Origin of the sequence: Nonomuraea sp. NPDC047897, assembly GCF_043204415.1 — a bacterium.
GTDB lineage: Bacteria > Actinomycetota > Actinomycetes > Streptosporangiales > Streptosporangiaceae > Nonomuraea.
Genome location: NZ_JBIDCC010000011.1, coordinates 244,085 through 263,591, shown reverse-complemented (window position 1 = coordinate 263,591; position 19,507 = coordinate 244,085). Strand labels below are relative to the sequence as shown.

Here is a 19,507-nt window from a genome sequence, read left to right as displayed (position 1 = left end):
CCCGTGGCCACGCGGTTCGCGGCCGACCGCGGCCTGACCCGTCGCATGGTCGTGACGATGTTCCTGCTCGGGCTGCTGTACGTGGTGTTCGTCGGCGTCCTCGTCGCCCTCGGGGTGCGGGCGCTGACCGTGCTGCTGATCGCCGGGGGCCTGCTGGCGGCCCAGTACTTCCTGTCCGACCGCATCGCCCTGTACGGGATGGGCGGCCGGGAGGTGACGCCCGAGGAGGCGCCCGAGCTGCACGGGGTCGTCGACCGCCTGTGTGCACTGGCCGACATGCCCAAGCCGCGGGTGGCGATCGCCGTCTCCGACGTCCCCAACGCGTTCGCCACCGGCCGCGACCGGAGGCACGCCGTGGTGTGCGTGACCACCGGCCTCCTGCGCCGCCTCGACCGGCGAGAGCTCGAAGGAGTGCTGGCCCACGAGCTCTCGCACATCGCCCACCGCGACGTGGCCGTCATGACGATCGCCTCCTTCCTCGGCCTCGTCGCCGGGCTGATGACGAGAGTCGCCCTCTACTCGGGGTTCGGCGCGCGCCGCTCCAACGGCCAGGGCGGACTGCCGATCGGGCTGATCATCATGCTGGTGTCCGTCCTCGTGTACGCCGTCAGCTTCCTGCTGACCCGCGCCCTGTCGCGCTACCGCGAGCTGGCCGCCGACCGGGCGGGCGCCCTGCTCACCCAGCAGCCGTCGGCGCTGGCAGCCGCGCTGACGAAGATCAGCGGTGAGATGGCCCGCATCCCGACGCGCGACCTGCGCGAGGCCGAGCCGTTCAACGCCTTCTACTTCGCCCCGGCGCTCGCCTCGGGCGCCGGGCTGGCCGCTCTCTTCGCCACCCATCCGCCGCTGGAGCGTCGCCTGCAGCAGCTCGCCGCGATCTCCGCCCAGCTCGGGAGGGGCTGACCGTGGGCTGGCTGGACGCCATCCTCGGCCGGTCGAAGCCGGCCCCGCCCGACCTCGACGCGCTGTTCGCGCTCCCGTCGGCCGCGGTGACGCTGCGCGCGGCCACCGGCCTGGAGCCGACCGGGCTGGGCTCCGTCGCGTTCCGCGCGGCGGAGGGGGCCGCGTTCGCCGCCGCCGAGCGCGACGCCAGAGCCCTGCTCGGTGACCGGGTGGAGGAGTCGGCCGACGGCTACGGCTACACGTGGCTGCTGGTGCGCCGCCCGCCCGAGGCGTCCGCCGACCTGGTGACCGAGCTGCACGCCGTCAATTCCACCCTGGAAGGCGCCGGGTTCGGCCCGTCGCTGCTGTGCTCCCTGGTGTCCTTCGCCGATCCGGCCCGGGACCGGCGGCTGGCCGTCGTCTACCTCTACAAGCGGGGCAGCTTCTACCCGTTCGCCCCGCTCGGCGATGAGCGGCGGGACAACGCCCTCGAACTCCAGGTGCGCGGCGTCCTGGCGGGAGAACTCCCCATCGAGCCGGATCTCGGCAGATGGTTCCCGGTCTGGGGTGCCCCAGGGCTCTAGTCACGTTAAGTGGTCTAATGACCACGTGGAGCGAAGACTCGTGGTGCTCGCCGCCTCCGCGTTCATCGTGGCGGCCGTGCTGTCCTGCGCGTGGGTGACCGGTCAGTTCACCACGCCGGCCGTCGACAGGACCGACGGCTACGTCGGCGAACTGGCCGCCCTCGACCAGCCGTGGAGCCGGCTGTTCCGGACGACCGACGCGCTGGCGGGGCTCGCCTGCCTGGCCGGGGTGGCGGTGCTGCCGAGAGCCCGGCGGCAGTGGGCCGGCTGGCTGGCGATGGCGGCCTTCGGTGCGTTCGCCGTCCTCGGGAGCGCGTTCCCGTACGACTGCGCGGTGCTCAGCGACCCCGGCTGCGGGCGCGGGCCGCTGTCGTCGTCGCACCACGCGCACGTGGCCGCCGCGGCGCTGTCGTCGGCCGCCGTGCTGGCCGCGATGGGGGCGCTGACCCGCCGCTGGCGCGCGTGGGGCGCCACGCTGATCACAGGCGTCACCTTCGTCGTCACCGCGCTGACGCTCGCCGCCGCCCTCGCCGGCCGGCTGGCCGGCGCCGCCCAGCGGGTCCAGGTGCTGCTGGTCGCCACCTGGCTGGTGTACGTGGCCCTGCGGCTGCTCATTGCCGAACCGCCCGCGCGCCGGCCGCGGCGCCAGCACGTGCTCGCCGAGGGTGCGGGACCGGCCGTGCTCGTCACCGCGGGGCCGGGCGGCGCCTGGTTCCACTGGGACCTGGTGGCCCGCGAACTCGCCCGCGGGCACCGGGTCACCCGTTTCGACCGGCCCGGCCTCGGTCTCAGCCCCGCCTCGTCCGTGCCGCCCACCCTGTACGGCGAGGCCGCCCGGCTGGCGGCCCTGGCTCCGCCGCATCCCCAGCGGGTGACGGTCGTGGCCGGTTCGGTGGCCGCCTGGCACGCGGAGGCGTTCGCCCGGCTGCACCCGTTGCGCGTGTCGGGGCTCGTCCTGGTCGATCCCGCCTGCGAGCGGGGCCTGCGACGGCGCGCGCACACGCTGTGCCGTCCCGGGCCGGGGGAGCTCGCGTCGAACAGCCCCGCGCCCGCCGGGACCGTCTCCGGCGGTCCCGGACCGGACGGGGTCCCCTCCCGGGAGAACCCGCCCGGGGGGATCGCGTCTCAGGAGGTGCCGTCCGGGGGGGTCCTGCCCGGCCGTTCTGAGTCGGGAGGCGTGTCGGGCGGGCGCGCGGCGGGGGAGCACGCGGGCGGTGGGCGGGTGTCAGGTGGCCGGGCGTCCGGAGAGTGGATGCCAGGTGGCCGGGCGGCGGGCGGGTGGGTGTCAGGTGGGCGGGCGCCGGGTTGGCGGGTGTCAGGTGGGCGGGTGTCAGGTGGGCGGGCGTCGGCCCGGCCGGGGTCGGGAGGTTCCGGGGCCGGTCGGCGGGTGGCCGGCGCAGGCCGGGCCGGCGGGCCGGCGATGGGGCGGGTGCTCGGGGACTGGATGCCGGCGCTCGGGGCCACCTGGGGGGCCACCGCGCTGGCGCGGCTGACCGGGCCGGCCGCGCACCGGCTGCTCACCGGGCTGTCCGACGTGTACGGCGTCTACCGTCGCGGCCGGGTGCCGGCCGCCGTGGCGGGGGAGTGGCTGGCCCGCCCCGACATGGCTGCCGACCTGCGGCGCATCAGGGCCGCGCACCCGCTGCCCGACGTCCCGGTGACGGTGATCAGCTCAGGGACCGGGAGCCGCTGCGGGCGGCGGGTGGCGGGACTGCTGGACGCCAAACTGGTCCGGTTGCCCGGCTGCGGCCGGCACGTCCATCTCCACGACCCGCGAGCCATCGCCGACGCCGTCTGACGGCTCGGCCGCGAGGTGGCGCGAGGTGCCGCGAGGTGGCGCGAGATGACGTGAGGTGACGCCAGGTGACTGGGCGACGGGCGGAACGGGCGGGAACGGGTGGGAACGGGCGGGAACGGGCGGGTGAGGTGCTGACGCGTCACCCACGAACCGCCACAATGGCGGCGAAGGCGCCGAAAGTGGGGGCGGGAATGCTGAGACGGGTCTCCGCTTCAGTCGCGGCACGCCGTTGCAGGCGCGGCGGCCGACCTACGATCCCGGAGGGGTGCACGTGAGCATCGAACACGAGCAGATCGTCGTCGCCGGTGAGGGCTCGGTGGACGCGGTCCCCGACGTCATGCGGCTGAGCGCGGGCGTCGAGGTGCGCAGAGCTTCGGCGGCCGAGGCGTTCGCCGAGGTCAGGGCCGCGGCCTCCCGCCTGGCGGGCGCGCTGCGGCAGGCGGGCGTCGCCGAGGAGGACGTGCGCACCACGGAGCTGTCCCTGGGGCCGGAGTACGACGCCTACCCCAAGGTGGCGGCCTACCGGGCGGCCCAGGGCGTCGAGGCCGTGGTCCGCGACCTGGGCCGGGCGGACGGGGTCATCGACGCGGTGGCCGGGGTGGGGGAGGAGGCGCGGCTCGGCGGGGTGGCGTTCGAGCTGTCGGACCCCGCCGAGGCGCTCGCCGCCGCCCGCGCCCGGGCGTTCGCCGACGCCGCCGCGAAGGCCGGCCAGTACGCCCGGCTGGCCGGGCGGCCCCTCGGCCCGGTCGTCTCCGTCTCCGAGGAGCCCTGGGACGGCCCGCGGCCGCTGGGGTTCGCCACCATGGCCGCCGAGGACGCCGGGTCGGTCAGCCCCGGACGCCAGGCCCTCACGGTCGGCGTCCGGGTCGTCTACGCCTTCGGCGGCTGAACCCGCCGAGGCGGCGTGGCGGTGTGGCTACGGCAGCGCCAGCATGCGGTCGAGGGCCACCCGGGCCCAGTGGGCCGTGTCGTCGTCCACCGTGATCTGGTTGACCACGTCGCCCAGCGCCAGCGACTCCAGCGCCCACACCAGGTGCGGCAGGTCGATCCGGTTCATGGTGGAGCAGTAGCAGACCGTGCGGTCGAGGAACGACACGTTCTTGTCGGGGAACATCTGCCCCAGCCGCTTGACCAGGTTGAGCTCGGTGCCGATGGCCCAGCTCGACCCGGCGGGCGCGGCCTCCAGCGCCTTGATGATGTACTCGGTGGAGCCGACCTGGTCGGCTTTCAGCACCACCTCGTGCCGGCACTCGGGGTGGACGAGCACGTTCACGCCGGGGATGCGCCGCCGCACGTCGTCGACCGACTCGGCCGTGAACCGGCCGTGCACCGAGCAGTGCCCCTTCCACAGGATCATCCTGGCCCGCTCCAACTGCTCACGGGTCAGGCCGCCGTTCGGGCGGTGCGGGTTCCACACGACGCAGTCGTCGAGCGACATGCCCATCTCCAGGACCGCCGTGTTGCGGCCCAGGTGCTGGTCGGGCAGGAACAGCACCTTGCCGGCCCGGTCGAACGCCCACTCCAGGGCCCGCCGGGCGTTGGAGGAGGTGCACACCGCGCCGCCGTTGCGGCCGCAGAAGGCCTTGATGTCGGCGCTGGAGTTCATGTACGTGACCGGGATCACCTCGCCGGCCAGGCCGGCGTCCTCCAGCGCCTCCCAGCACTCCTCGACCTGGTCGAACGTGGCCATGTCGGCCATCGAGCAGCCGGCCGCCAGGTCCGGGAGCACCACCTTCTGCGAGTCGCCGGTCAGGATGTCGGCCGACTCGGCCATGAAGTGCACGCCGCAGAAGACGATGTACTCGGCCTCCGGCCGCGCCGCGGCCAGCCGTGCCAGCTTGAACGAGTCGCCGGTCACGTCGGCGAACTGGATCACCTCGTCACGCTGGTAGTGGTGGCCCAGCACGAACAGGCGGTCGCCGAGCGCCTCCTTGGCCCGGCGGGCCCGTTCCACCAGGTCGGGGTCGGAGGCGGGCGGCAGCTCGCCCGGACAGTCAACGCCCCGCTCGGCGTGCGGATCGGCTCCCTGGCCGAGGACGAAGAGCGGCAGTCCAGTCTGGGTGGCCATGGCCACACCCCCTTATCGTCTAAGTGACGATACTCATCATGGCACATGGTCCGGGGTGTTCCGTTCCGGGGTGAGGCGGCCCGGGAATGTCGGGCACCCGATGGGAGTTGGTAGCGTCTAGGTAGGACGTCAGAAACAGACAGCCGGGTTAGGGAGTCAGCAGATGACGGTTGAGAGCAGCGAGACCACAGCGCAGGGCCTGATCCTGACTGACGCGGCCGCCGCCAAGGTCAAGAGCCTGCTCGAGCAGCAGGGCGAGGAAGGCCTGCAGCTGCGCGTGGCCGTGCAGCCGGGCGGCTGCTCCGGGCTGCGCTACCAGCTCTTCTTCGACGACCGTTCGATGGACGGCGACGTGGTGTCGGACTTCGGTGGCGTGAGCGTGGTCACCGACAGGATGAGCGCCCCCTACCTCATGGGTGCGTCCATCGACTTCGTCGACACGATCGAGAAGCAGGGGTTCACCATCGACAACCCCAACGCCACCGGTTCGTGCGCCTGCGGCGACTCCTTCAACTAGGCGTCTGACAGGCCGTCACCTTCGCGGTGCCGCACGGTCCCGCCCGCCTTTGTGCGCGCGGGACCTTCGCGTATTCTCGGGGGGCCCATTTTGGCCTGCTGACAACGAGGAAGAAGAATCCCGTGCGCATCGCCGTGACCGGCTCCATCGCGACAGACCAACTGATGACCTTCCCAGGCAGCTTCGGCGATCAGCTCATCGCCGAGCAGCTCGACCGGGTGTCGCTCTCCTTCCTGGTCGACGATCTGCAGATCCGTCGCGGGGGGTGTGCGGCCAACATCTCGTTCGGGATGGGGTGTCTCGGCCTGGCGCCGATCCTCGTCGGCGCGGTGGGCGGCGACTTCGCCGACTACCGCTCCTGGCTGGAGCGCCACGGCGTCGACTGCGGGTCCGTGCACGTCTCGGAGCACCACCACACGGCCCGCTTCCTGTGCACCACCGACGAGCACCACAACCAGATCGCCTCCTTCTACACCGGGGCGATGGCCGAGGCGCGGCTCATCGAGCTGCAGCCGGTCGCCGACCGCGTGGGCGGTCTCGACCTGGTGCTGATCAGCCCCAACGACCCCGACGCGATGCTGCGCCACACCGACGAGTGCCGCCAGCGCGGCATCCCGTTCGCCGCCGACCCGTCCCAGCAGCTCGCCCGCATGGCCGACGAGCAGATCCGCGAGCTGGTCGACGGCGCCGCCTACCTGTTCTCCAACGACTACGAGAAGGGGCTCATCGAGCAGAAGACCGGCTGGTCCGACGAGCAGATCCTCGACCGGGTCGGCGTCCGCGTCACCACGCTCGGCCCCAAGGGCGCCGTCATCGACCGCAAGGGTGAGCCGGCCATCCACGTGGCCCCCGCCCCCGAGCTGGGCAAGGCCGACCCCACCGGCGTCGGTGACGCCTTCCGCGCCGGGTTCCTCGCCGGGCTCGCGTGGGGCCTGTCGCTGGAGCGGTGCGGCCAGATCGGCAACCTCACCGCCACCCACGTGCTGGAGCGCGTCGGCGGCCAGGAGTACGAGCTGGGGCAGAAGGTCTTCCTGGAGCGGTTCGCCGCCGCGTACGGGGCCGGCCCGGCCTCCGAGGTCGGCGCGCACGTCCGCTGCCACCACCCCTGACCGGCGGTCCCGGCGGTCCCGACCCCCTGGACGTGAGCGTCCCCGCCGTGCGCCGGTGCGCGGCGGGGACGGTGAGCCGGCGGGGCTCGGCCCGGTCGACCTGAGCGGTCAGCCCCTCGCGTAGACGCGGTGGACGAAGTCGGCGAGCTGGTCGTCAGGCAGGTGTCTGGCCAGGTCCGCCTCGCTGATCATGCCCACGACGTGGTCGGACTCGACGACGGGCAGCCGCTTGATCTGGTGCCGCTCCATCTGGTCGAGGGCCTCCTGGATCGGGGTGTCGGGAGTCACCGACACCAGCCCGGTCACGAGGTCGGCCGCGCGGATCGAGGCGGGGTCGTGCCCCTGGGCCACGCACCTGGTCACGATGTCGCGGTCGGTGATGATGCCCATGATGCGGTCGTCCCCGCCGCACACGGGCAGCGCGCCGACGCCGTGGTCGCGCATCATCTGGGCGGCCCGGTCGAGGGTCTCGTGCTCCGGCAGGCACGTGGCGCCCGGATGCATGACGTCACGGGCGGTCTCGTGCGGATGTCCTGCGGTCATGGCTGTCCTCCCGGAAGGTCGGCGATGGTCCGCAGGACCCCTTACCCAGATCGGACACAATGCCACATGTCCGACATATCGCCCGTCAGTAGTTCCGTCGTACGTGGATCGCCCACCCGCCCTCGGGCAGCTCGTACGAGCCCACGTGGCGGTGCGACTTCAGCCGGCACCAGGCCGGCACGTCGGTGTAGGCCGCCGGGTCGTCGGCCAGCACGGCCACCACGGCGTTGAGGGGCACGTAGTTGATCTGCTCGGCGAGCATGATGATCGGGATCGGGCACTTCTTGCCGAGCGCGTCGATCGTCAGTGCGGGCTGAGTAACGTCGGTCATGCGACTCCTGCGTCCTGGCGGATCCGGCGCACCACGTCGGGCAGCACGGCGAGAAACCTGTCGACCTCCGCCGCCGAGGCGCCCCTGGGCAGCGAGACCCGGACATTCCCATGCGTCAGCACGCCCATCGCCTCCAGGACGTGCGATGGACGAAGCGTACTAGCGGTGCACGAACTTCCGGACGACACGGCGAAGCCGGCCCTGTCGAGTTCGGTGAGCAGCGCCTCGCCGTCGACGTACAGGCAGGAGAACGTCACGATGTGCGGGGCCCGCTCGACCGGCTCGCCGATCACCTCCACGTCCGGCACGACCTTCGGGACCGTCTCCCTGATCCGGTCGACCAGCGCCGACAGGCGCGCCCGCTCGGTCTCGGCCTCGGCCGTCACGGCGCGCAGCGCGGCGGCGGCCGCCACGATCGCGGGCACGTTCTCGAAACCGGGGACGCGCCGGCGCTCCCGCTCGTCCTCCGGCAGGAACGACCGGAACCGGGTGCCCTTGCGCACCGCCAGCACCCCCACCCCGGCCGGCCCGCCCCACTTGTGGGCGCTGGCCGCCAGCACCGACCAGCCCGCCGGGACCGGCAGCCGGCCCGCCGTCTGCGCCGCGTCCACGAACAGGGGGACGCCGTGCCGCCGGCACGCCTCGGCCGCCTCCTCCACCGGCTGCAGCGTGCCCACCTCGTGGTTGGCGGTCTGCAGGCACGCCAGCGCCACGCCCTCCCGCGCCACGGCCGCCGCGAAGGCGTCGGGGTCGACCCGTCCGGTCAGGCTCACGCCCACCGTCTCGACGGTGCCGCCGCCGCGCTCGTGCGCCTGCGCGGCGTGCAGCACGCTGGAATGCTCGACCGCGCCCGTGACGAGATGGCGCCCGGCCCTCCGCCTGCCGTGTAGGGTGCCGAGCATGCCGAGATGCACGGCCTGCGTCCCCGAGGAGGCGAACGAGACCTCGTCGGGCCGCGCGCCGAGCGCCTCGGCCACCTCCGCGCGGGCCTGCTCCAGGAGCAGGTGGGCGCGGCGGGCCTGGTTGTAGAGCCTCGCGGGGTCGGCCCAGCCGGCGTCGATCGCCGTCAGGAGCGCCTCGCGCGCCTGGGGGTGCAGCGGCTCGGTGGAGGCCGCGTCGAAGTACGCCACGAGACCCATCGTCCCACCCGGGGCACGGCGCTCGCGGCGCGGCACCGGGCGGCGCACCGAGGGGGCGCGCGGGAGGGCGAGGCCCCTGCACGCTAATGTGTCTGCAATCAGCTGTGCATATGGAAATACGAGCGCCCAAGAGTGGCTCTTGGGCTCTATCTGTGGGGTAGGCGATCCGTGAGTCCGACTCGCCGTTCGACACGGCGTTCGTTGGCCCGGCGCGGGGTGCCGCGCGCCGCCGTTTTGGCGTTGCTGCTGGCCTCCGCTACGGCGTGTGCTAATGACGTTCCCAAGGCCGACTGGTCTCGTGGCCTCCTGCCGGAGGGCATCACCTCCCAGAGCGACACGATCGCGAGCCTCTGGAACGGGGCCTGGATCGCTGCGCTCGCCACGGGCGCCGTCGTCATCTTCCTGATCGTGTGGGCGTGCCTGTTCCACCGCAAGAGCCGGGCCAAGGCCGAGCTCCCGCCCCAGGTGCGCTACAACCTGCCGATCGAGATCCTCTACACCGTCATCCCGCTCGTCATGGTGTCGGTGTTCTTCTTCTTCACCGCGCGTGACAGCCGGACCCTGGAGGCGCTGCCCGCCAACCCGGACGTGAAGGTCAGGGTCGAGGCGTTCCAGTGGAGCTGGCGCTTCACCTCGACGGTCGACGGCAAGACGCTCCCCCAGGTCGTCGGCAAGCCGGTCAGCGACTACCGCGAGGGGCCGCAGCTCGTCCTGCCGGTCAAGAAGCGGGTGGAGTTCGACCTGGAGTCGCCGGACGTCATCCACTCCTTCTGGGTGCCGGCCTTCAACTTCAAGCGCGACGTCATCCCCGGCATCCCCGAGGGCAACAAGGGGCGCAAGTTCCAGATCACCACGCTGGACAAGCCCGGCGTCTACGCCGGCCGCTGCGCCGAGCTGTGCGGCGTCGACCACAGCCGCATGCTCTTCAGCGTGAAGCTCGTCACGCAGGCTGAGTACGACCAGTACATCGCGACCCAGGCTGGGAGTGCCCAGTGACCGCCATCCAAGAACCCCTCGTGACCCCCGTCCGGCCCACTCCCAAGGGCCGGGTGATCGCCAAGTGGCTGTCCTCCACCGATCACAAGATCATCGGACACCTCTACCTGATCACGTCGTTCGCTTTCTTCCTCATCGGCGGCGTCATGGCGCTGGTGATGCGGGCCGAGCTGATGCAGCCCGAACTGCAGTTCACCACCAACGAGCAGTTCAACCAGCTGTTCACCATGCACGGCACGATCATGCTGCTGATGTTCGCGACGCCGCTGTTCGCCGGCTTCGCCAACGAGCTGATGCCGCTGCAGATCGGCGCCCCCGACGTGGCCTTCCCCCGCCTCAACATGGTGAGCTACTGGCTCTACCTGTTCGGCAGCACCATCGCCGTGGCGGGCTTCTTCACCCCCGGCGGAGCGGCCTCCTTCGGCTGGTTCGCCTACACGCCGCTGTCCAACGCGATCTACTCGCCGGGCATCGGCCCCGACCTGTGGATCATGGGTCTGGCGCTGTCGGGCCTGGGCACGATCCTCGGCTCGGTCAACTTCATCACCACGATCATCTGCATGCGCGCGCCGGGCATGACCATGTTCCGGATGCCGATCTTCACCTGGAACATCCTGCTCACCAGCATGCTCGTGCTGATGGCCTTCCCGGTGCTGGCCGCCGCGCTGCTCGCCCTGGAGTCGGACCGCAAGCTCGGCACCCAGATCTTCGCCATGGACAACGGCGGGCCGATGCTGTGGCAGCACCTGTTCTGGTTCTTCGGCCACCCCGAGGTGTACATCATCGCGCTGCCGTTCTTCGGCATCGTCACCGAGATCCTGCCGGTCTTCAGCCGTAAGCCGATCTTCGGTTACATCAGCCTCGTCGCCGCGACCATCTCCATCGCCGGTCTGTCGATCACGGTGTGGGCGCACCACATGTTCCCCACCGGGCAGGTCCTGCTGCCGTTCTTCTCGTTCATGACGTTCCTCATCGCGGTGCCGACGGGCGTGAAGTTCTTCAACTGGATCGGCACCATGTGGCGGGGCCACCTGAGCTTCGAGTCGCCGATGCTCTACTCGATCGGCTTCCTGATCACCTTCCTCCTCGGTGGTCTCACCGGTGTCATCCTGGCCTCGCCGCCGCTCGACTTCCACATCAGCGACACCTACTTCGTCGTCGCCCACTTCCACTACGTGGTCTTCGGCACCGTGGTGTTCGCGATGTTCGCGGGCTTCTACTTCTGGTGGCCCAAGTTCACCGGCAAGATGCTCGACGACCGGCTCGGCAAGATCCAGTTCTGGCTGCTGTTCATCGGCTTCCACACCACGTTCCTGGTCCAGCACTGGCTGGGCGTGCTGGGCTTCCCGCGCCGCTACGCCGACTACAGCGAGATCGACGGGTTCACCGACCTCAACATGATCTCCTCGGTGGGCGCGTTCGTGCTCGGCGCCTCGACGCTGCCGTTCTTCTACAACGTCTGGAAGACCTGGCGCACCGCGCCCAAGGTCACCGTCGACGACCCGTGGGGCTTCGGCGGCTCGCTCGAGTGGGCGACGTCCTGCCCGCCGCCGCGCCACAACTTCACCTCGCTGCCGCGCATCCGGTCCGAGCGCCCCGCGTTCGACATGCGCTACCCGCACGTGTCCGCCAAGTCCGCCCAGGAGGTCGAGGCCCGATGAAGGTCCAGGGTTGGCTGTTCCTGCTGTGCGGCCTGTTCTTCGCCGCCGTCGACATCGCCTACTGGTTCTGGACCAAGGCGGAGACCGGTGTCGGTGAGCCCGTCGGCACCACGGCCATGGCCATCTCGGTCGGCTTCGCCTTCATGGTGGGCTACTACCTGATGTTCACGGCCCGGCGCATCGGCAATCAGCCGGAGGACGACAAGCAGGCCGAGATCAGCGACGGCGCCGGCGAGCTGGGCTTCTTCAGCCCGAGCAGCTGGTGGCCGCTGTTCCTCTGCCTGGCGGCGGCGTTCGCCTTCGCCGGGTTCGTGATCGGCCTCTGGATGTTCCTGATCGGCGTGTTCATGGTGATCATGGCCATGATCGGGTTCGTGTTCCAGTACTACCGGGGCAACTTCTCCCACTGATCCACGGCTGCCGAGCGGGCGTCCTCCCTCGGGGAGGGCGCCCGCTTTTTGCCGCCCTTTACGCGCCGCCGCTGTGACGAATGCATCACGCTGGGTAATAGGCAGGCGAAGGGACCGAACGGGACGGGGGAGTACTCGTGGGGCGCCTTGCTGTTGGTTGTGCCGGCCTGCTGGCCCTGTCTCTGCTGGTGGCGTGCGCCGAGGACGGGTCGCGGGAGCGGGCCGCCGCACCGCAGGCGGCGCCCGACGTCACGGTGAGCGTCACCCCCCTCGACAGGTCCGGGAACGTCCCCACGGACGAGACGGTGGTCGTCGCGGCGCAGGGCGGCACGCTCAGGAGCGTCCGCGTCACCGGCAAGCAGGGCGAGCTGCCGGGCCGGATCAGCGCCGACGGCACCCGCTGGCGCAGCAACCGCACCGCCAGGCCCGGCGCCGCCTACACGGTCACCTCGGTCGCCGTGAACCCCGACGGCAGGGAGAAGCGGACCACCAGCACCTTCTCGACCGTGAAGGCGACCAAGACCTTCGACATCGAGCAGCTCACCCCCAGCAAGGACTACACCGGCCTGACCGTCGGCGTCGGCATGCCCATCATGATCGCCTTCGACCAGCCCGTCACCGACCGCGTCTCCGTCGAGCGCAACCTCATCGTCCGCACCTCCAAGCCGGTGAACGGAGCCTGGCACTGGTTCGACGACCAGCACGTCGACTTCCGGCCCGAGAAGTACTGGCCCGCCCGCACCAGCGTCCGCCTGGAGGCCCGCCTGGCCGGCGTGCGCGGCGGCGAGGGCATGTACGGCAAGCGTGACGTGACGCTCGACTTCAGGATCGGCCGTTCGCAGATCACCAAGGGCAGCACCCAGGAGCACGTGCTGCACGTCGTCCGGGACGGCAAGAAGGTCCGCTCCATGCCGATGAGCGCCGGCAAGGGCGGCGTCTGGAAGTACTACACGACCTCCGGCGTGCACCTGGCCATGTCCCGCGAGCCCGTCACCATCATGACCTCGCCCGGCATCGGCCCCGGCCAGGCCGGCTACTACCGGCTGACGGTGTACAACACGGTGCGGATCTCCAACAGCGGCGAGTACGTGCACAGCGCGCCCTGGTCGGTGGGGTCGCAGGGCAACTCCAACGTCAGCCACGGCTGCGTGAACGTCAGCCCGACCAACGCGAAGTGGTTCATCGACAACACGCTCATCGGTGACCCGATCATCATCACCGGCACGCCCCGGGAACTGGAGCCCACCAACGGGTGGGGGCACTGGCAGGAGAACTGGAAGCAGTGGCTCCGGTGGAGCTCCACCAAGGACGGCCCGACCCTCCCGATGGACATCTGACCGCCCCTCGACGGGCGGCCGGGCCCCGGGACGCCTCCAGCGCGCCTCCTCACGGCCCCGGCCGTGCCGCCCGCCCCCGCGTCGCGGGGACGGCGGCCCGGCCGTCCCCGACGCTCCTGGAGCGACGCCGGCGGGACCCGGTCAGGAGACGGCGCTGCTGACCTCGACCCAGCGGTCCAGGGTGGCGGCGGCGCGGCCCGAGTCGACGGCCTGGACCGCCCGCGCGTACGCGTCGATCATGGCGGAGTCGAGGTCGTCGGCCGGGCCGTCGAGGGCGACCAGGGCGGCGGCGGTGTTGAGCAGGACCGCGTCGCGCACCGGCCCCGGCCGGCCGGCCACCAGGTCACGCACCGCCTGGGCGTTGAAGGCGACGTCGCCGCCGCGCAGCGCCCCGGCGTCGGCGCGCGGGATGCCGAGCACCGCCGGGTCGAAGACGGTCTGCGTGGCGGCGCCGTCCCGGACCGTCCACACCGTGGAGGTGGTCGCGATGGTGAGCTCGTCGAGGCCGTCGTCGCCGCGGAAGACCAGCGCCGACACGCCGCGCTCGGCGAAGACGCCCGCGAGCACCGGCAGCATGGCGGCGTCGTAGACGCCGATGGCCTGCGCGGCGGGACGGGCCGGGTTGGTGAGCGGGCCGAGGAAGTTGAAGACGGTCGGGACGCCGATCTCCTTGCGCGGCGGGCCGGCGAAGCGCAGCGCGGGATGGTAGACGGGGGCGAAGCAGAACGCGATGCCCGCCTCCCGCGCCACCCGCGCGGTCTGCTCGGGTGTCAGGTCGAGCCGGATGCCCAGGTGCTCCAGGACGTCGGCGGCGCCGCACGAGGAGGAGGCCGCCCGGTTGCCGTGCTTGACCACCCGCGCGCCCGCCGCCGCGGCGACGATGGCGGCCATGGTGGAGACGTTGACCGTGTGCGCCCGGTCGCCGCCGGTGCCGACCACGTCGACGACCGGGCCCGGCACGCTCAGCGGTGTGGCCAGCTCCAGCATGGTGCGGGCCAGGCCCACCACCTCGGCCACGGTCTCGCCCTTGGCGCGCAGCGCGACGGCGAAGCCGGCGATCTGCGCGGGGGTCGCGGAGCCGGACATGATCTCCCGCATCGCCCAGGCGGTCTCGTCGGCGGTGAGATGCTCGCCGGCGAGGAGTGCCGACAGCAGGGCAGGCCAGGTCGTCCGGGCATCCACGGAGGGCACCTACTTCGCGTTGAGTCGGGTCGAGGAGCGGCGGCGCATGAGGTCGGCGACGGTGTCGGCCAGCACCATCGGCTCCAGCGGCTGCGGAACGACGGCGTCGGCCCTGGACCACTCGGCCAGCCACCGGTCGTCGCGACGGGCGACGATCAGGCAGATCGGCGGGCAGTCGTAGACCTCGTCCTTGGCCTGCCGGCACACGCCCATGCCGCCGGCGGGCTGGGTCTCGCCGTCGAGCACGGCCACGTCGATCTCGCCGGAGCCGAGCCACTGGTGCGCCTTGGGCTCGGTGGCGCATTCGACGATCTCCACGAGCGGGACGTCGGCCGCCGGGCGCCGGCCGAGGGCCAGCCGTACCTCCTCGCGGGTGGCGGCGTCGTCGCTGTAGACGAGGACCCTCATCGTGTCGTCGGTGCTCACGGTCGCGCTCGCTATCGGTCGAAGCGGTATGGTCAACTGGGATCGTACCGGTGCGGTGGCGCGGAGTCCCAGGCCACCGTCCCCAGCAGGGCTTTCATCCTGATTATCGCAGGTCGCCGCCCTGCCGCCGCCCGCTAACGGGGGGTCGTGCGCCGGACCGACCACTGGAGCCGCAATAATGCTGCTCGTGGCGACAGCATCCGCAATAACTTCGACGACGACAGCACACTCGTCCCGCAGACCCAACCTGGTCAGCGTCGGGACGATCGTGTGGCTGTCCTCTGAGCTCATGTTCTTCGCGGCGCTGTTCGCGATGTACTTCACCATCCGGTCGGTGAGCCTCGGCAACGGCTTCGAGTGGGGCCCCGCAATGCTGCGTGAGGGGGCCTCAGCCGAGGGTGCCGCTCACCTGAACATCCCGTTCGCGACGGTCAACACGATCATCCTGGTGCTGTCGAGTGTGACGTGCCAGCTCGGCGTGTGGGCCGCGGAGAAGGGGCAGGTCGGCAAGCTGCGCTTCTGGTACATCGTCAGCTTCCTGATGGGCGCCGTCTTCGTCGCCGGTCAGCTGTACGAGTACATGGAGCTGGCGAGCGAGGGCGCGACCCTGTCCGCTAACGCCTACACCTCGGTGTTCTACCTGACGACGGGCTTCCACGGCCTGCACGTGACCGGTGGCCTGATCGCGTTCCTGTTCATGCTGGGACGCACGTACGCCGCGAAGCGCTTCACGCATGAGCAGGCCACCAGCGCGATCGTCGTGTCCTACTACTGGCACTTCGTCGACGTCGTCTGGATCGGTCTTTTCGCGACCATCTACATCATTCGTTAAGGAACGGGATCTCTGTGATTAGGACCACCGCGTGGCGGCGGCATCCCCTCGCGAGATACGCCGTCCTGATTTTGGCGTTGGCGCTGGTCGGGATGGTATACGCCGCCTTCGTGCAGGCGAGCAAGCCCGCCGACGCGGCCCTCGCGTCCGGCAAGGTCGACGACGTCGCGGCCGGTAAGAGCCTGTTCCAGGTTCACTGCGCCAGCTGCCACGGCCTGAACGCGGAGGGCACCTCGACCGGTCCCACGCTGATCGGCGTGGGCGCGGCCGCGGTCGACTTCCAGGTGAGCACGGGCCGCATGCCCGCCGCCAACCCGGGCGCCCAGATGCCGCGCAAGCCGATGGCCGCCTGGGTCACCCCGGAGAAGATCAAGCAGCTCTCGGCCTACGTGCAGTCGCTCGGCGGTGGCCCGACGGTGCCCACCAAGGACCAGGTCGACCCCGCCAAGGGTGACGCCGGCAAGGGTGGCCAGCTGTTCCGCGCCAACTGCATCCAGTGCCACAACTGGGCGGGCGCCGGTGGCGCGCTCACGCGGGGCAAGTACGCCCCCAACCTCAACGACGCCACGCCCGAGCAGATCTACGAGGCGATGGTGACCGGCCCGCAGGCCATGCCGGTCTTCAACGACACGACGATCACCCCCGAAGAGAAGCGCGACATGATCGCCTACATCACCGAGGTCCGCGCGCAGAAGGACCCGGGAGGCTTCGGGCTGGGCCGCATCGGCCCCGTGACCGAGGGTCTCGTAGCGTTCGTCGTGGGCATCGCCGCGCTTGCACTGGCCGCCATCTGGATCACCGCGAAGAAGCGACAGAAGTCATGACAGACAACGAGCACGAGAACGAGCAGGTCGACGAGCGCGTTCCCAAGCGCGTCATCGGCACCCCAGCGGCGGGCACCTCGCTGCTCGGCCACGGGGAGTCAGCGGAGCCGCGCGAGGCCGAGACCTCCGAGATCTCCGGCGTGACGTTCCAGGACGAGCAGAAGGCGCGCAAGGCCGAGAGGATCGTGGCGCTCTGCTTCACGGTGACGTTCCTCGCGGCCATCGCCTTCATCATCTCCTACGTGGTGTTCCAGGTCGGCAGCCTCGACGCGACCGGGACCTCCAACTTCGCGCTCGGCGGGACGCTCACCCTCGCGCTGCTGGGGCTGGCGATCGGCATCGTGGTCTGGGTCCGCCAGATCATGCCGAAGTACTCGCTCATCCAGGAGCGCCACACGATGGCCTCCGACGACGACACCCGTGAGGTCGTCGCCGACACCTTCGTCGAGGGCGCCAACGAGAGCGGGTTCGTCAAGCGGCCGCTGCTGCGCCGCACGATGCTGCTGGCCGCGGCGCCGCTCGGGCTGCTGCCGCTCGTGCTGCTGCGCGACCTCGACAACTCCAAGATGCCGGCGTCCAAGTTCAACGAGACGCTGCGCCACACCGTCTGGGGCGAGAAGAACAAGGAGGGCAAGCCGCTGCGCCTCGTCGTCGAGGGCACCGGCCAGCCGATCCGCGCCGCCGACTTCAACTCGCCGGGCGGCATCCTGTCGGTCGTGCCCGAGGGCTACGAGCACGACCTCAACGCCCTCGCCAAGGCCACGCTGATCCTGATCAAGTTCCGTCCCGAAGAGATCAAGTCGGGCACGAACAAGAACTGGACGCACGACGGCATCGTGGCCTACTCCAAGATCTGCACGCACGTGGGCTGCCCGGCCGCCCTGTACGAGCAGACCACCCACCACATCCTCTGCCCCTGCCACCAGTCGACGTTCGACGCGGCCGACGGTGCCAAGGTCATCTTCGGCCCGGCCGCCCGGCCGCTGCCGCAGTTGCCGATCACGGTCGACGACCAGGGCTACCTGATCGCGCAGGGCGACTTCGACGTGCCCGTCGGTCCCAGCTACTGGGAGCGCGGCGACGCCGAGGCCGAGGCCAGGTCCAAGGGAGGCCAGGCATGAGCGAGCTGACAACCGTTCCCAAGGCCATCGCAGGTCCGTCGTCCTACCTCGACGACCGCATCGGCGCGGGCAACTTCCTCAAGCGCAACCTGCGCAAGGTCTTCCCCGACCACTGGTCGTTCCTGCTCGGTGAGATCGCCCTCTACTCGTTCGTCATCCTGCTGCTGACGGGCACGTTCCTGACGCTGTGGTACAAGCCCAGCATGCTGGAAGTGCCCTACGACGGCCCGTACGCGCCGCTCAAGGGCGTCATGATGTCCGAGGCGTACGCCTCGTCGCTGGAGATCAGCTTCGAGGTGCGCGGCGGCCTGCTCATGCGGCAGATGCACCACTGGGCGGCCCTGCTGTTCGTGGCCGGCATGGTCGTGCACATGCTGCGGGTGTTCTTCACCGGCGCCTACCGCAAGCCGCGCGAGCTCAACTGGATCATCGGTGTGCTGCTGCTGACGCTGGCGCTCGCCGAGGGCCTGACCGGCTACTCGCTGCCCGACGACCTGCTGTCCGGCGCCGGCCTGCGGATCACCGAGGGCGTGGCGATCTCGCTGCCGCTGGTCGGCACGTACATCACGTTCTTCCTGTTCGGCGGGGAGTTCCCGGGGCACGATGTCATGTCGCGGTTCTACGCGCTGCACATCCTGCTCATCCCGGGCATCCTGCTGGCGCTGATCTCGGCCCACATGGTGCTCATGTGGGTGCAGAAGCACACCCAGATGCCCGGCAAGGGACGCAACGACAAGAACGTGGTGGGCGCGCCGTTCTACCCGGCCTTCATGGCCAAGGCGGGCGCGTACTTCCTGTTCACGTTCGCGGTCGTCGCGGGCCTGGCGACCTTCACCCAGATCAACCCGATCTGGATCTTCGGCCCCTACACGCCCGCCGACGTGTCGGCCGGATCGCAGCCCGACTGGTACATGGGCTTCCTCGAAGGCTCGCTGCGGCTCATGCCGGCCTGGGAGATCAACATGTTCGGCACGGCCCACGCGGGCACGCTGCCGCTGAGCGTGATCATCCCGGCGCTGGTGCCGATGGGCATCATCATGACGGGCCTGGCGCTCTACCCGTTCCTCGAACAGTGGGTGACGGGCGACCGTCGCGAGCACCACGTCGTGGACCGTCCGCGCAACAACCCGCACCGCACCTCGATCGGCATGGCGGCCATCACGTTCTACGGCGTGCTGTGGCTGCTCGGCGCCAACGACGAGCTGTCGGCGTTCTTCCAGATCAACCTCAACTGGACGACCTACGCCGGCCGGGTCCTCGTCTTCGCCGGCCCGGCGATCGCCTACATGATCACCTACCGCATCTGCCTCGGCCTGCAGCGTTCCGACGCGGCGGTCATCTCGCACGGTGTCGAGTCGGGTGTCATCAAGCGGCTGCCGCACGGTGAGTTCATCGAGGTCCACACCGCTCCGGCGGACGACATCGAGGCGCACGTGCGCGGCAAGAAGGCGGTGCCCATGCTGCCGGTCGAGGAGGACCGCTCCGGCATCCCGCCGAAGGGCATGCGCGGTCCGATCGGCAAGCTGCGCGCCCGCATGTCAAAGGCGTACGGCGGCGAGAAGATTCCGCTTGAGGAGGCGCACGGCGACGGCCACGGCCACGAGGAGCACGCCGCCGTCGGCTCGGGCTCGGGCTCAGGTTCGGACGACGACGGCCGGTCGTTGACGCACTGACGCCACCAGGCCGAAGCCGTGGCCCGGACGGAACTCTCCGTCCGGGCCACGGCCTTCCTCGCGGGAGGCCCGGA

At 70.9% G+C, this 19,507-nt stretch carries 20 protein-coding genes; 14 read left to right on the top strand and 6 right to left on the bottom strand.

Annotated features, from left to right (window positions below):
• Window positions 1–3 precede the first annotated feature (3 nt).
• The 4 genes from htpX to ACGF0J_RS25390 all read left to right on the top strand — a co-directional run bounded on the left by htpX (window position 4) and on the right by ACGF0J_RS25390 (window position 4,153).
• A complete protein-coding gene (gene htpX, locus ACGF0J_RS25405) occupies window positions 4–903 on the top strand; it encodes a zinc metalloprotease HtpX (RefSeq protein ID WP_393149462.1) in 900 nt (299 codons plus the stop codon).
• 2 nt (window positions 904–905) lie between these two features.
• Window positions 906–1,466 (top strand): hypothetical protein, encoded by a 561-nt coding sequence (locus tag ACGF0J_RS25400; RefSeq protein WP_393149461.1) that lies wholly within the window; start codon window positions 906–908, stop codon window positions 1,464–1,466.
• Window positions 1,467–1,491: 25 nt separating this feature from the next.
• Window positions 1,492–3,264 carry an alpha/beta fold hydrolase gene (locus tag ACGF0J_RS25395; RefSeq protein WP_393149460.1) on the top strand — a complete coding sequence of 591 codons (1,773 nt, stop codon included), beginning with the start codon at window positions 1,492–1,494 and terminating at the stop codon, window positions 3,262–3,264.
• A 271-nt stretch (window positions 3,265–3,535) separates the two neighbouring features.
• Window positions 3,536–4,153 (top strand): SIMPL domain-containing protein, encoded by a 618-nt coding sequence (locus ACGF0J_RS25390; protein ID WP_393149459.1) that lies wholly within the window; start codon window positions 3,536–3,538, stop codon window positions 4,151–4,153.
• 27 nt (window positions 4,154–4,180) lie between these two features.
• Here the strand turns inward: ACGF0J_RS25390 and nadA are convergent, their stop codons facing one another.
• The gene (nadA, locus tag ACGF0J_RS25385; protein ID WP_393149458.1) at window positions 4,181–5,332 is read right to left on the bottom strand and encodes a quinolinate synthase NadA; all 1,152 of its coding nucleotides are present in this window, start codon (window positions 5,330–5,332) and stop codon (window positions 4,181–4,183) included.
• Between the two features lie 163 nt (window positions 5,333–5,495).
• Here nadA and erpA point away from each other — a divergent pair, with 163 nt between their 5' ends.
• Both erpA and ACGF0J_RS25375 read left to right on the top strand, forming a co-directional pair.
• Window positions 5,496–5,849 carry an iron-sulfur cluster insertion protein ErpA gene (gene erpA, locus ACGF0J_RS25380; protein WP_043638338.1) on the top strand — a complete coding sequence of 118 codons (354 nt, stop codon included), beginning with the start codon at window positions 5,496–5,498 and terminating at the stop codon, window positions 5,847–5,849.
• Window positions 5,850–5,971: 122 nt separating this feature from the next.
• Window positions 5,972–6,958, top strand: a complete 987-nt coding sequence (locus ACGF0J_RS25375; RefSeq protein ID WP_393149457.1) for a carbohydrate kinase family protein — start codon at window positions 5,972–5,974, stop codon at window positions 6,956–6,958.
• Window positions 6,959–7,066: 108 nt separating this feature from the next.
• Here ACGF0J_RS25375 and ACGF0J_RS25370 read toward each other — a convergent pair whose 3' ends face one another.
• From ACGF0J_RS25370 to ACGF0J_RS25360, 3 genes are all read right to left on the bottom strand, one after another.
• Complete coding sequence (locus ACGF0J_RS25370; RefSeq protein ID WP_393149456.1) at window positions 7,067–7,501, bottom strand: CBS domain-containing protein; 435 nt, start codon at window positions 7,499–7,501, stop codon at window positions 7,067–7,069.
• A gap of 85 nt (window positions 7,502–7,586) precedes the next feature.
• Window positions 7,587–7,832 carry a sulfurtransferase TusA family protein gene (locus ACGF0J_RS25365; RefSeq protein WP_393149455.1) on the bottom strand — a complete coding sequence of 82 codons (246 nt, stop codon included), beginning with the start codon at window positions 7,830–7,832 and terminating at the stop codon, window positions 7,587–7,589.
• Window positions 7,829–8,971, bottom strand: coding sequence for a cysteine desulfurase family protein (locus ACGF0J_RS25360; protein WP_393149454.1), 1,143 nt, complete (start codon window positions 8,969–8,971; stop codon window positions 7,829–7,831). The genes ACGF0J_RS25365 and ACGF0J_RS25360 overlap by 4 nt, the downstream gene beginning before the upstream one ends.
• Window positions 8,972–9,172: 201 nt before the next feature.
• Here ACGF0J_RS25360 and ACGF0J_RS25355 point away from each other — a divergent pair, with 201 nt between their 5' ends.
• The 4 genes from ACGF0J_RS25355 (at window position 9,173) to ACGF0J_RS25340 (ending at window position 13,375) form a co-directional block, all read left to right on the top strand.
• Window positions 9,173–9,967, top strand: coding sequence for a cytochrome c oxidase subunit II (locus tag ACGF0J_RS25355; protein ID WP_393149453.1), 795 nt, complete (start codon window positions 9,173–9,175; stop codon window positions 9,965–9,967).
• Window positions 9,964–11,628, top strand: a complete 1,665-nt coding sequence (gene ctaD / locus ACGF0J_RS25350) for a cytochrome c oxidase subunit I (protein ID WP_393149452.1) — start codon at window positions 9,964–9,966, stop codon at window positions 11,626–11,628. The genes ACGF0J_RS25355 and ctaD overlap by 4 nt, the downstream gene beginning before the upstream one ends.
• Window positions 11,625–12,038 (top strand): cytochrome c oxidase subunit 4, encoded by a 414-nt coding sequence (locus tag ACGF0J_RS25345; RefSeq protein WP_101783147.1) that lies wholly within the window; start codon window positions 11,625–11,627, stop codon window positions 12,036–12,038. Before ctaD ends, ACGF0J_RS25345 begins: the two co-directional genes overlap by 4 nt.
• Window positions 12,039–12,175: 137 nt before the next feature.
• Complete coding sequence (locus ACGF0J_RS25340; protein ID WP_393149451.1) at window positions 12,176–13,375, top strand: Ig-like domain-containing protein; 1,200 nt, start codon at window positions 12,176–12,178, stop codon at window positions 13,373–13,375.
• Between the two features lie 141 nt (window positions 13,376–13,516).
• On the opposite strand, the gene trpD is transcribed toward ACGF0J_RS25340, so the two are convergent.
• Window positions 13,517–14,557 (bottom strand): anthranilate phosphoribosyltransferase, encoded by a 1,041-nt coding sequence (gene trpD / locus ACGF0J_RS25335; protein WP_393149450.1) that lies wholly within the window; start codon window positions 14,555–14,557, stop codon window positions 13,517–13,519.
• A 9-nt stretch (window positions 14,558–14,566) separates the two neighbouring features.
• The gene (locus ACGF0J_RS25330) at window positions 14,567–14,965 is read right to left on the bottom strand and encodes a response regulator transcription factor (protein WP_101783492.1); all 399 of its coding nucleotides are present in this window, start codon (window positions 14,963–14,965) and stop codon (window positions 14,567–14,569) included.
• 196 nt (window positions 14,966–15,161) lie between these two features.
• On the opposite strand from ACGF0J_RS25330, the gene ACGF0J_RS25325 reads away from it, so the two are divergent.
• The 4 genes from ACGF0J_RS25325 to ACGF0J_RS25310 are packed head-to-tail and all read left to right on the top strand — an operon-like array spanning window position 15,162 to window position 19,433.
• Window positions 15,162–15,815, top strand: coding sequence for a heme-copper oxidase subunit III (locus ACGF0J_RS25325; protein ID WP_393149449.1), 654 nt, complete (start codon window positions 15,162–15,164; stop codon window positions 15,813–15,815).
• A gap of 14 nt (window positions 15,816–15,829) precedes the next feature.
• Window positions 15,830–16,639, top strand: a complete 810-nt coding sequence (locus ACGF0J_RS25320; RefSeq protein ID WP_393149448.1) for a c-type cytochrome — start codon at window positions 15,830–15,832, stop codon at window positions 16,637–16,639.
• Complete coding sequence (locus tag ACGF0J_RS25315; protein ID WP_393149447.1) at window positions 16,636–17,760, top strand: Rieske 2Fe-2S domain-containing protein; 1,125 nt, start codon at window positions 16,636–16,638, stop codon at window positions 17,758–17,760. The genes ACGF0J_RS25320 and ACGF0J_RS25315 overlap by 4 nt, the downstream gene beginning before the upstream one ends.
• Window positions 17,757–19,433 carry a cytochrome bc complex cytochrome b subunit gene (locus ACGF0J_RS25310; protein WP_393149446.1) on the top strand — a complete coding sequence of 559 codons (1,677 nt, stop codon included), beginning with the start codon at window positions 17,757–17,759 and terminating at the stop codon, window positions 19,431–19,433. Before ACGF0J_RS25315 ends, ACGF0J_RS25310 begins: the two co-directional genes overlap by 4 nt.
• Window positions 19,434–19,507: the final 74 nt, after the last annotated feature.